The 12669-nt window shown below is 46.9% G+C and carries 7 protein-coding genes; 4 read left to right on the top strand and 3 right to left on the bottom strand.

All coding sequences use genetic code 11. The annotated features are described in order from the left end of the window. Positions 1 to 56: 56 nt before the first annotated feature. The 4 genes from hetZ (at position 57) to U2F10_RS30525 (ending at position 6150) form a co-directional block, all read left to right on the top strand. Entirely contained in the window at positions 57 to 1214 is a 1158-nt protein-coding gene (gene hetZ / locus U2F10_RS30510) for a heterocyst differentiation protein HetZ (RefSeq protein WP_006517891.1), read from the top strand. A gap of 94 nt (positions 1215 to 1308) precedes the next feature. Continuing rightward, entirely contained in the window at positions 1309 to 2307 is a 999-nt protein-coding gene (locus U2F10_RS30515; protein ID WP_163663956.1) for a hypothetical protein, read from the top strand. Between the two features lie 56 nt (positions 2308 to 2363). Beyond that, a complete protein-coding gene (locus U2F10_RS30520) occupies positions 2364 to 4649 on the top strand; it encodes a transglutaminase TgpA family protein (protein WP_499874154.1) in 2286 nt (761 codons plus the stop codon). 217 nt (positions 4650 to 4866) lie between these two features. Next, entirely contained in the window at positions 4867 to 6150 is a 1284-nt protein-coding gene (locus U2F10_RS30525) for an aspartate aminotransferase family protein (protein ID WP_499874155.1), read from the top strand. 69 nt (positions 6151 to 6219) lie between these two features. On the opposite strand, the gene bcsA is transcribed toward U2F10_RS30525, so the two are convergent. From bcsA to U2F10_RS30540, 3 genes are all read right to left on the bottom strand, one after another. Next, positions 6220 to 8805, bottom strand: a complete 2586-nt coding sequence (gene bcsA, locus U2F10_RS30530) for a UDP-forming cellulose synthase catalytic subunit (RefSeq protein ID WP_499874157.1) — start codon at positions 8803 to 8805, stop codon at positions 6220 to 6222. Positions 8806 to 8810: 5 nt separating this feature from the next. Beyond that, positions 8811 to 11108, bottom strand: a complete 2298-nt coding sequence (locus U2F10_RS30535; protein WP_163703093.1) for a cellulose biosynthesis cyclic di-GMP-binding regulatory protein BcsB — start codon at positions 11106 to 11108, stop codon at positions 8811 to 8813. Positions 11109 to 11289: 181 nt separating this feature from the next. Beyond that, complete coding sequence (locus U2F10_RS30540; RefSeq protein ID WP_499874158.1) at positions 11290 to 12648, bottom strand: family 8 glycosyl hydrolase; 1359 nt, start codon at positions 12646 to 12648, stop codon at positions 11290 to 11292. Positions 12649 to 12669 lie beyond the last annotated feature (21 nt).

Consider the following 12669-nt stretch of genomic DNA (forward strand, 5'->3'; position numbering starts at 1 on the left):
CGTGCGGAATACTGTCTATGCTCAGGTGAGGGAATGCCTGGGACGCTCTAGCTCTAATGACCACGCTGCTAATGCTTGAGGAAACGTCTACAACGCTCGTAGAAGCACTTAATACAGAAGTTTTGAAGTTGCTCAAGCAAGCGACCAGAACCTCCGAAAAAAGTTGCCAGGCTGTCGCCGAGCGCATCTGTAGTGAATCGCTTCGTATTTGTACAGAAAGCCAACGTATTCAAAATTCTGGAGATGTAAAAAGTTGGGCATTTAACCTCGCTAATCATCGAGTTGACCAGTGCATTCGCTATTACAAACTTAGCTCTGAACGGGGGCGCATCGAGCTGCATAGTACTCTCAGTGCCATTATCTATCGCTATATATCAGTTCCCTACGCTCAAACTAGCTATCAGGCGCGACTTTCCCTAATTGAAGATTTTCTACAAAATTTCTACAGCGAGGCAATCAATGCTTTTCGTCGGGAAAATCAGATGGAGGCAAACTTTCAGCCCCGCACGGCTCTGGAGCTAGCTGAATATATGGCCTTTACTGAGCGCTACGGTAAGCGCCGTATCCCTTTGAGGCGAGGACGGAGTCAACAGCTCATTATTTTGCGAGCCCAAACCTTTTCCAAGCAGCAGCCCCCAGAAACAGCGGTCGATATTGAGCAGGCCACTGAAGCTGCCAATGACAATGACCAAAGCTGGAAGAATGCACCCGTTCAGCGCCTACGGGAAGAAATTTTGCTGCAGTCTGACACCCAACCAGAGGATAATCTGCGGGAGCGAGTTGTCGACGAGTTGATGGTTTACCTGAAAGATAAAAAGCAAGAGGATTGTGCCGACTACTTTAGTTTGCGGCTTATGGATCTGCCTGCCAGTGAAATTGAAGATTTGCTAGGCCTCACATCCCGTGAGCGCGATTACCTGCAGCAGCGCTTCAAGTATCATTTGCTGCGGTTTGCGCTGACGCATCATTGGGAATTGGTCCATGAATGGCTCGGTATTGAGTTAGAAAAAAATTTGGGATTAACACCTCAACAGTGGGATCACCTACAAGAAAAAATGGACCAGAGCCAGACAAAATTACTACAGCTCAAACAGCAAGGGCTTTCTGATGCGGATATATCGCAAGCGTTGGGTTTGAGCTTGACTCAAATTAGGAAACATTGGTCTAAACTGCTTGAACAAGCCTGGGAATTACGTAATCTATCAGTTAGTTGACTCCGTTAGTTGACGATCGACTTTTTTTGTGTAGACAACCGAGCTAAATTTTTTACACTCTCGGTTTTATCATCCGGATCAGGGGTATTTAGCCATGAATAGTGAGTCAGAAAATTTGAAGCGCTTATTGCTAGAGTTTTTAACTTTTGACCGCTCGGCGTCCCCTATGTCAGGGGGTGAGCCTACCCCATCGACAGGATCCAACCCATCAGCAGTTTGTGCATCTGAAGTCGGATCTGACGCTGTATCATTTGACTTTTTATTTGAAACGGGTCAGTCGTTTAACTTCGGAGATAAAACCACTGTGCAAGATCGTTTCCACACACTTTTAAAACACCGATTCCAAACGGAATTTGCCAATCGGCCCCCACTGTTTCCTTGGGAAGCAGAAGTGCGTGAGTATCCGACTGAGATACCCATGCCTGCCTATGCTCAATCTATTAGCCGACTGTGGCTTGAAAACCCACTGCGGTTTAGCATATCGAGCAAGTTGCCTGAGGCTGTTTTGCAACAGCTATTAGACCGCTGTCAGAATATGGCTCAGTCTACTCAAAAAGAAGGCATTAAGCTCATCAAAATTGTCGAGTCCATGTTTCCAGATTCTTTGGAAGCCCTGGAGCCAATTGCCAATATTGTGCTGACGCCGGCTTATCGAGACCCTACCCTGAAAGAAGCCACCTTGAAAGAGGTTGAAAACATGGCTGGTGGCTATGAACAAGCCACTGCTGAGCAGCAAATCGCTTTGACCATGTTGGCCTCGATAGAAATTATGTCCGCACTGGCATTAACTGTGTCGGCTACAGATCCTACAGCTAGCCGTGATTGGGTGACTCCCCAGGGTGTGGTTCACTTGGATGTGAACTATACAGGTGCGGTTTTGATTATCAATGTAACCATGCCTATGGGTGGCAGTATTCAACTTATTGGAGCTGATGCAGATAGCCAGTCATCTCGCCCTGAAGCAGGTATGCTGACGCTGGCAAAAACAGCTCCGGTCGTTGGTGGTTCTTACTCCTTGGAAGTGTCCTTGGATAATGATTGCCAGCGTCCTTTGCGATTTTCAGTTATGGTTTTAGAGGCATCTGCAAGCTGAGCCCGCTAGGATAAGAATACGCCGACTGATGATGTGTTTGCGCGTTTTTGCCTGGTATGGTTTCTCCGATTTCTACCCCTAATAATTCATCTCAAGATTTGAGTTCATCATGGCGGCAGCGGCTATCGGCCCTGCCGCCATCTGTACCTGAAGACTCGATTGCTTTGCGGGTTTTGGTGCAATGTTTGGTGACAGTGGGGATCGGTAGTCTCAGTGTGGCTGCTTCGGGGGTAACGGATACGTCTGTATGGAATCTGCTGGCGATTCCGCTCAGTGCTGCGGGCGCTTACTGGAGCTGGCGGAGTCGTCGCCGTCGAAATATTGCTGCTAAGTTTCTGATCGCCGTGGGCATGTTGTTGGCCCTGGCGTTTTTTTTAGGGCGGATGGTGAGCATCCCTGGCGATACTCGGATTGTGCTGGCTGAATTGTTGATCCATTTACAGGTGCTCCATAGCTTTGATTTGCCACGACGTAAGGATTTGGGCTACTCAATGATGATTGGTCTGATCTTGGTGGGGGTGGCCGCTACGATCAGTCAAACGCTTCTATTTGGCCCGTTTTTACTGTTATTTCTTTTACTGTCGCTACCAGTGCTGGTTTTAGACTATCGTTCTCGATTAGGTCTATTAAACTGGCGGCAGATGTCCGTGGGGATATCCTTGCGGCAGTTCGGGAGCATTATTGCTGTAGTTGTAACGTTGGGGCTTTTGATTTTTATCGCGATGCCGCGATTCCCAGGGTATCAACTTCAAACCTTTCCAGTGAGTGGCAGCATTGATGTGACTGGCGAGGCCAATAGTAGGGAAATATTTAATCCAGGCTATGTGAGGCGAGGCAATAACAATACTGGCAATGCAGACGAGGAGCAAGAGGGCTCTGGTGTTAGCCCTGAGGATGGGCCGGGCCGTATTAATCCTGATTTTTACTATGGGTTTAACCGACGGATTAATCAAAACCTGAGGGGTGAGTTGGAACCGCAGGTGGTGATGCGGGTGCGATCTCAACGGGCAGGTTTTTGGCGTGTTATGGCCTTTGATAATTACACTGGCCAGGGTTGGGAAGCATCTCGTGGCGATGAGTTAGCCGAACTCAGACGCTCTCCGCTGTCCTATCGGTTTTTACCGATTACTCCGCAGCCCATTGGCCGCAATGAAGAGGTTGTTCAGACCTACACCATGGTGCAGGACTTTCAGAACTTGGTGCCTGTTCTCTATACTCCCCATTCAGTGTACTTTCCAGCTGATGAACTAGCCATGGATCCTGAAGGAGCCCTGCGACCCTCTGGGTTGCTGCCTGAAGGTCTGACGTATACGATTGTTTCCAGGGTTCCGGTACGGGATATTCAGCGTCTCAATCAAAGTTCTACGGAGTACAATGGCTCGATTCGGCAGCACTATTTGCAGGTGCCTGATGATATTCGCGATCGCATTCGTACAGAAACCGAGCGTTGGCTAGCCACATCAGAGGAGTCCTTGAATACTCCCTATGAAAAAGCGACATTTTTAGCCCAGATTCTGCGGGATAACTACACCCTGCAAACGGAGCTGCCCTATTTCGAAGAAGATGAAGATCTGGTCAGTGCTTTTTTGTTTAAGTACACCGGAGGCACCCGCGATCAATTTTCCACAGTGCTGACGGTAATGCTGCGGTCTATTGGCATTCCAGCCCGATTGGCCACCGGGTTTGGCACAGGCCAGTTTAACCCCTTCACTGGGTTTTACATTGTTCGCAACACCGATGCCTATGCTCTAACTGAGGTATATTTCCCTGAGCACGGCTGGTTTTACTTCAATCCGATTCCTGATGGCCTGCTTTTTTCGCCTGATGATAGTGGTGCGAATCCCTTTAGTGTCCTGCGGCAGCTATGGCGCATATTAGTGGGCGTTTTACCAGCTCCTGTTGCCCAATTTATTCGACGTGGGTTTCAGGTGCTGATGTTTGTGATTGGCACAGTCCTACGGTTCTTATCACGTTTTAGTGGCAGAGGTTTACTGAGCGCCCTCTGGTATCTGGTGGGTTTCACGGGGTTAAGTTTCTTGGGATGGTTGATGGTTCAAGGCTGGCGACGGTGGCAGCGTCGGCTTAAACTCAGTCGTCTAGCCCCCATGGAGCAAATTTATCAACAAATGTTGTGGATTCTGGCTCAGCAGGGCTATGGCAAACGCGCCAGCCAAACTCCCTTAGAATATGCAGCAGGATTACAACAGCGCCCAGATTTTCGCCAGGGTAGCTTAGTTCGCCAGATAATTGATCGCTACATTTGCTGGCGTTACGGTGGACAAACGGTGGATGTGGATGGTTTACAGACGAGACTGCAAGAGTTACGACGGTCTGGACGGTAATCGAAAATATTGTCCAGTTTGATACTATCTATCAAATGATTTAGCGGTAAAAGCTGCTGCAATTTTTTACAATCACCTAAGACATTGGAGAGTTTTGAAGTCTAAGTTTTGAGTTTTGGGTTGTGAATTTTACAGCTCAACTCAAAATACTCAGCAAGCTGAGAAGAGCAAAGCTCTACAAAATTCAAAATTCAAAACTTACAGAAGAGGTCAGTCCGTGGTTAGTCTAAAACAGCTTGTTAAGAATCCTCTCAAAGTCTTTGGTGCTGGTACAAAAGCTGGAAAAGGTTTTCGGCCAGAGGTGTTTGATAGTCATGTGATGACCACCTATGGTCGGTTTCCATTGGCATTGACCCGAGGTGCAGGCTGTCGTGTATGGGATGACCAAGGTCATGAGTATTTAGACTTTGTGGCGGGCATTGCCACCTGCACATTAGGCCATGCCCATCCAATCATGGTGGAGGCAGTGACCCAACAAATCCAGAAACTACACCATGTGTCGAATCTCTATTACATTCCAGAACAAGGCGCATTAGCCCAGTGGCTGACGGAACATTCCTGTGCTGATCGAGTATTTTTCTGTAACTCAGGTGCTGAGGCCAATGAAGGGGCGATCAAGCTGGCCCGTAAGTATGGCCACACTGAGCTGGGCATTGATGAGCCCGTGGTTATTACCGCCAAGGCTAGCTTCCATGGGCGTACCCTAGCCACGATTACGGCGACTGGACAGCCTAAGTATCAGAAGAGCTTTTCGCCACTTGTGCCTGGGTTCCACTATGTCCCGTTTAATGATGGCGATGCGTTGGAGGGTGCGATCGCATCCCTTAATGCTAGCGGACCTCGTGTGGCTGCCATTCTGCTTGAAGCCTTACAAGGAGAAGGTGGTGTGAATCCTGGTAATGTTGAATATTTCCAACGGGTACGACAACTGTGCGACCAGCATAAAATCCTGTTGATCTTGGATGAAGTGCAGGTGGGCGTGGGCCGTACTGGAAAAGTATGGGGATATGGGAACCTGGGGATTGAGCCCGATGTTATTACCGTAGCTAAAGGGTTAGGTGGCGGTGTGCCTATTGGTGCAATGATGTGCAAATCTAGCTGTGATGTGCTGGGACCGGGCGAACATGCTAGCACCTATGGCGGAAATCCCTTTGTCTGTGGTGTAGCCCTGGCGGTGTGTCAGACCCTGGAGTCAGAGAACCTAATGGCGAATGCTAGCGCCAGGGGACAGCAGTTACGACAAGGTCTGCTTAAGTTGGTGGATGCTTATCCTGAGTTATTTGAACAAGCTCGCGGCTGGGGGTTGATCAATGGTCTGGTTCTAAACGGTGATGCACCCCTGACATCTTTGGACATTGTGAAAGCGGCCATGAATGAAGGCTTGTTGCTGGTGCCCGCTGGCCCTAATGTCGTTAGATTTGTTCCACCGTTGATTGTGAGCGCCGCTGATGTGGATGAAGCCCTGAAAAAACTCTCTAAGGCAGTTAAAATCCTGTCTTAGAGAGAGGGGGTTATTCAGTGTCAGTTGGCTACAGACACGGGTCGAGCTGACAAGAATGATGCTGTTGCTTTAGCTATATTTGGGCGACATCTCTGGTGTAACGCTGGAGGATTTCAATAGATAATCAATCTTCTTGCGTTGCACCTTATCAAGCGTTGTCGGAAAAGACAGTTCAACAGTCACTTTCTCATCTTCCCAGGCGGCTGAACCCGATGCAGAAGCTTCAACTGAGATCAGCTGAGCTAGCAGCTTCATGGGGGCATGATTATTATTTCCGCTTCTGATTAATAAGCCAACAGGTGGCTGATTCTGCTGAATGTAGTCGCTACCGTGGAGAATTGTATCTGGCATCTCTAGTTTGAGATGGCGAGAACTTGCTGCGGTAATGATGGCTGGGTAAAAATGTCCTTCCCAGTAGACTTCGGTAGGAATATTGACCTGTTTTTGAACAACAGTTGCTTTGGCTGCTTTAGGTTCTCTAAATGCTCTGGAAAGAGCGGTAAATACAAACTGCACCGACTTTAAAAGATTATCGGGGTGAGGTCTGCTTTGGGAGTACCATTCATTGACATCGGCATAGATAACCAGTATCAGCATTTCCCACTGTTCCTGGGTCATGTCAACAAATTCCACAGCCACGGTGACTTCGTTATCTTTGACAACCTTGACTCGATGCACCTTAGCCTCAATACACACGGTCGAATCTGAATCTCCCCAAATCTGCAAGGTTAGGCGATCGGGCAGGTTTGGCCAATTGCTCAAGGAGAGTAGTGCACCTGTTTCACTAATGTTAATGGTTTTACCCACTAAGTCTTGGTATTGGCCATGGTTGTGAATGGCAATATCTAGTTCACGATTCAGACGATGCGCGTCTCGTACTTGTGGTTGTTCATAGGCAACCAGTAATGAGGCCACTAACAGGATGAGATTAAAAACACACCATCCTGCATTAATGAGAACGGCTTCAGTAACGTTTGGATTGATCGCTAACCAGAAGGGGACAGCGAGTAAAGAGGTGACCAGGAGTGCTACCATCACTAAGGTGGCGCGGGAAGAGTTCCAGTCAAAGACTCGCTTAGTTACCGATACACCCTTATCTGTTACGTTAAAACTGCCAAGCTTTGGGTTGATCAAAGCCATCAAGGTAACGATACCGTTTTGAAATGCTAGGGCATATTCAAAGATTTCGTTCCAAAAAGAGAAACGTACTTGCTTTTGGGTGATGTAGTTGGCATACATGGCCAATACAATATGGGGTAATGCGTAGGCTAAGGTCTCAAGACCTATTCCTCGAATTAGGTTAATCCCCAACAGCAAATAGAGGACAGGAGCAAGGGCATATAAAAGACGTGGGAACCCAAAAAAGAAGTGGCTTGTTGCTGAAAAATAGCACAGTCTTTGTGCAAATGATAACTTGAGTTTGGGGTTAAATAATGGGTTTTCAATACGAAGGATTTGAGCCATGCCCCTTGCCCAGCGAACCTGTTGCCCTACGTAAGAAGCAAAGGTTTCAGGGGCAAGCCCGGCCACCATAATCTTGTCGTAATAGATTGATTTGTATTTTTTGGAGTGGAGCCTTAATGAGGTATGGCAATCTTCGGTAACGGTCTCAACAGCGATGCCACCCACTTCCAATAGGGGTTTTTTACGTACAACGGCAGCTGATCCGCAAAAGAAAGCGGCGTTCCAAAAATCGTTCCCTTTTTGAATCACCTTATAGAACAACTCATTGGCTACGGGTACCCGACCCCGAGTCAGCAAATTGCGCTCAAACGGATCGGGATTATAAAACCAGTGAGGTGTTTGCACTAAAGCTACTTTGGGATCTGAAAAGAAGCCGACTGTATTTTTGAGAAGGGGTTTGGCGGGAATATGGTCGCAATCAAGAATGAGGACCAAATCGCCATGGGTACGTTTTAGAGCCGTGTTAATGTTACCTGCTTTGGCATGGTTGTTATTGGGACGCGTGAGTAAAGTACAGCCCAGTTCCTTACACATTCTAGAGAGCTGTTTACGCCGTTCTGGATACTTACGACCATCATCAAGAATATAGATGGTCTTCTTATCTTTTGGATAATCTAGCGCCAGAGCAGCCAGAGCTGTTTTACGAACAATGTTGACATCTTCGTTATAGGTGGGAATGTAGACATCAACCTTTAGCCACTGTTGTTGTGGAATGGTACTGATATCGATGGGGGTGCGATCGCGAATCCTTAATGTCTGAAAATAAGACAGTATCAGAGTACCAATCGCATACAGCTCAGCAACAAACAGCAGTAGGCTAAAGAACCCGTTCACCCAACCGTCCAGATTGAGGGTGTAGTTAACACGGTAGTACAGATACCGTAGCGTCACCACAATGCTGATCCAAGCCATGAAAAGATGTAATGCTTCACTGGCTTGCTTTTGCGGTCGCTGATTTTCAAGCCATACGATTGCCCAACCCAATAGGGTTAAAAAAATAGCGACGATACCTTGTTGCCAAACTTCAAGCGGAGTCGTGATCAGTGGTATGGATGCCACCAGACACATCGTAATCAGTCCGAGCAGTGGCCATTTACCAAAAGGGGAGAGAACTTTTTCAAACACATGGGGCAGCTGTAGCAACCCCTGAATGAGGGAAGGCTGATAGGAATTAGTTTTAGCGGGAGACATTAGGGTTATTCAGGATCAGAGAGACGATTGAGATAAAGCTGTGAAATGCTGTAGAGTGGCAGGGCCATGATGATAATGCCAATGGGTAATGTCCACCAGTGATTCTCTAAAAAGAGTGAACTGCGTTGAATCACACCTGCATCAACAATTTGTCGCTTAGCAGATTCGTCTAGAAAACGCATGTTGTAGTCCTTCCGGTCATAGGGAGAAGGATTTGGCACCTTGCGTCCAATTAGAGTGGTGTCTCCATTGAGTGCCAGGAACAAAGGTTCAAGATCCAGGGCATCTTGTACCTCTCTCAGTCCAGCCTCTGTCTGAGCACTTAAGGCTAGAAGAATGTGCTCATTACTCCAGGGTGACAGGACTGCTTTGATTACGCCTTCATTGTCTTGAATACTCTGAATCTGGTTGTCTTTCCACTGACGTCTGAACTGGGCAAATAGTCTGAATCCATTGGCATTAAAGGCTTCTGAAAATGGGAATTGTTCCCGCAAACCGATGCCAACCCAGTGAAACTTACTTCTGTCTGCGCCAGGGATTGAGCTGTTTTTATAAACATTGAGTTCAATGCTCTCGGCCTTTGATAGTTTGCCTAGTCGGCCACTTAAGGCGAGCAAGGTTTCTATCTCAGCTTGGGAAGGGTTATCGGGAAGTGCGATCGCAGTTTTTGAGAGATCCTGCGGGGCCGTGAATGGATAGCCGACGCGAAACAGTTCTAAATCGGGTAATTGAGCAACGATATAACGAGAGAGTTGGAAGCTCGTATCATTGTGCAATGTTCCCCAGAGCTGTTTTTGAGCAGCCATGCCACATACGGTTGAATCTTGAGGATTCATCGTAAATTGCACCCGTAGCTCAGAATCAGGCTTCATCAGGTGAGGGGGCAAATCAATCTGATACGTCTGATTACTATGATTTTTTGTAGACAGTGGCTTAGAACCAATTGTCACATCGTCCAGGATAACCTCGATGGAAGACGTACGTGGATTAATCTGGGATGTATGGCTGTAGTGAAGCTTAAGGTTGCTACCGCGGCTAAATTGGCTGTCGGGTAATGCCCGGAAGTCAATTCGAACCGGTGGAGCATTTGTCCCTCGAACCGTTGTATCCTCAAACAGGTTGCCATGCTCGTCCTGGAGAGCGCTGAGTACAAACTCTTTCTCCTGGGGGAGATAACCAGGCCAATTGTGCTCATCAGGCGAGGTAGTCTCAGCTAAACTCTCGACTAGTAAGGCTTGCCCTGCTCCAATTGTTTGTTCCTGGGACTGAACCAAGAATTGTATAGCAAGCTGAACGCCTTCCTCACTGTTACCTGTAGCTACCAGAATAGGGTTACCTGTATCAGGATCCGCTGTTTGAGCTAAGATACCGACCTCTCCTTTGAGTGGGTTGCCATCTCCATCCAGGAGCTTATTTGCCGATAGACTAAAAGGCAAGTCCAGAGAAGTCAAAATAGATTGTTCAGCAGGTGTACCGATAACGACCAGACGCTCATTCCAGTCTAGGTCATCTGCTGAATTGACCAATCTAGCGGTCAACGGTCGGTATTCGGCAAGACGCCCGATTGATGCTTGATAACGTGCGGCGGTTGTCAACCATTTTTCACTGTAGGTTTTGGGGCGTAGATAAGCCAGTTTAGTGTCATCCAGGCTCAAATCATCAAAGAACGGATAGGGGTACTGATTAAAATCAGCCATAAAGTTCTTAGTCTTAAACTTAAACAAGAACTCTGAGTCTGGCAAAATCTCTGTCCAAAGAGCCGGATCGTTGGGATTAGTGCAGGTTTCAGACGTATTGTGCTCAACTTCCATGTTGAGAAAATTCTCGTCTTGAATCAAATTTGCAGGTATGTCAAACAAAAATTGAGCGACTTCTGCTGCTGAGCGATCCAGTGGAACACTGCCAATGCTTGTGTCATTCATGCGAACTACAAGATTTGATTTCTCAGGTATTAAAGAAGGTGAGTGCCGCAGCTTAATCTGCACCTTAACATCAGTCAAATCCCAGTTTCTAGGTCGGCTGAAGTACATACTCGCGTCAGAATAAACGCCTTCTAGGCGAATACGGTTGCCAACACTGGCATCTCGATTAAATGGCAAGCGATATTCATAAGTGGGGGTTAGGCCCTCACCATCTTCATTTAGTGTTGAACCAGCGGTTGTGCTAGATGCTTCCTGGATTGTTGCATCATTGGAAGCACTTGCTCCTGCATTTTCCTCTTCAATTTTGCTACTAGGTAGTGGAAAAGTTTTTATTACCGTTGATTGAGAACTGTTTGTTGGTGTCTGAGCACTTGCTACCATAGGCAGTAGTAACGTAATTCCAAGGCCTAGTAGACAAAATAAACTTACTCCAGATCGGAATAATCGTCGAAATAATTGTTGTCGCAGGGACAGAGTCCTTTTTAGCGTTGCTTTTTTAAGAGAACTATAAGGTTGAAGGAAAGACATATTGCTCAGAATTAAATAAACATATAATGGAAACTTAGAGAGAACCGCTGGTGATTTGTTGGCTCGCAGGGGCTTGCGACAAATTATTTTCTTGTGTCAGCCATTGCTTATCCAAGCTTTCAAACGGATAGAAGGCAAACCAGCCTAAATTTTGAACATAATAAGCTGTGTTGTTATCCCAAAAACCATTCTGATAGCTAGGCTCTAACTTTTCTTCTAAAATTTGTTCTGCGATACTATCTTCAATGCCCTGGAGACCAAAATAAAGCATCGCGTATTGAGCTGTTGATTCATAACTCACGGTAGGTGTACCCGATGTAGCAATACGAGCAGGAATAAAGCGCTGCGACTGCCAAAGCTCTATTAGAAACGTTAAGTGACTTTGGAGATAGGCGTTAGCCCTGGGTTCATCAAACCAGAGAGCATCAAGCCTGACACGCCACCAGACTCGATAGGCATCAAAACTATAAACCGACGGTAGTATAGCTGCATCGCTCAATTCAAACTGTCCACTTTGCATGTTCAGTAGCACCCAATCACCAGGCAGTTGACTAGCTGCCAGTTCAGAGGATGCTTCTAAAACCCCATAGCTACTTTCCACTAAAGACATCCAGTCTCGCCTAGGATCAACTTGGGCAAATAGCCGAAAGGCATAGGGAGCCATGTAGCTAGGATTAAGGTAAACCTGGTTAGGTTGAGGCTTAAATGCATCGACAGGACCAGGCAACAAGTAACGCATTGACCCAGACTTGTCATCAACAGCGGTAGTCACCAGTGTTGAATACTCCCAAAGGTCTGCTAATTTGAGCTGAGCTAATTCAAGATAGTCGAGCCGATTCCACCGACGGCCAGCCAAAATCAGTGCAGTAATAGCATCAATATCGGCATCGCTCGCGAAGTTTTTATCGATGGTGCCCCATGTCCCGTCATCATATTGTCCCCATCTCCACGACCAGAGATTATCTTGTAGAATACCCTCGGCTGTGTGACGACGAAGATTTTCTTCTGCCCATTGCAACGTTTGGGAGAATGTTTCTGGATCATTCACAAGCACGGCTCTGAGCATGGCATAGGCCTGTCCCTCAGAGGTTGAACGATCTTTATCTTCGCGATCGATTACTCGGCCATCGGTCTGAATAAATCTTTGGCGATACGTTTCCCAGCTTTGGGTGATAACATCCTGGGATGTGATTCCTTGGGCAGTAAATGGGGATGAATCTTTTTGGCTATTGAGATTAGAAACCTGTGACTGTGAGTTATTAAGTTGTCCAAGCTCGCTACTTGGGCCTGTCGATTGTAATGAACAGCCAAAAAGAGTTGTTATTCCGATTGAAACAGTTGCCCGAAAGCTAGATTGGATCAAGGTATTGAATGTGGAGTAGTAGTTACTCATAGCACCGGAACAAAAGCTAAT

Source organism: Leptothoe sp. EHU-05/26/07-4, from assembly GCF_043421015.1.
In the GTDB taxonomy this organism is placed as follows: Bacteria; Cyanobacteriota; Cyanobacteriia; order Phormidesmidales; family Phormidesmidaceae; genus Leptothoe; species Leptothoe turfae.

Excerpts from the sequence above, each read along its gene's own strand:
- hetZ (WP_006517891.1), top strand. The coding sequence starts at position 57 with ATGACCACGCTGCTAATGCTTGAGGAAACGTCTACAACGCTCGTAGAA.
- U2F10_RS30515 (WP_163663956.1), top strand. The coding sequence starts at position 1,309 with ATGAATAGTGAGTCAGAAAATTTGAAGCGCTTATTGCTAGAGTTTTTA.
- U2F10_RS30520 (WP_499874154.1), top strand. The coding sequence starts at position 2,364 with ATGGTTTCTCCGATTTCTACCCCTAATAATTCATCTCAAGATTTGAGT.
- bcsA (WP_499874157.1), bottom strand. The coding sequence starts at position 8,805 with ATGTCTCCCGCTAAAACTAATTCCTATCAGCCTTCCCTCATTCAGGGG.
- U2F10_RS30535 (WP_163703093.1), bottom strand. The coding sequence starts at position 11,108 with ATGGTAGCAAGTGCTCAGACACCAACAAACAGTTCTCAATCAACGGTA.
- U2F10_RS30540 (WP_499874158.1), bottom strand. The coding sequence starts at position 12,648 with ATGAGTAACTACTACTCCACATTCAATACCTTGATCCAATCTAGCTTT.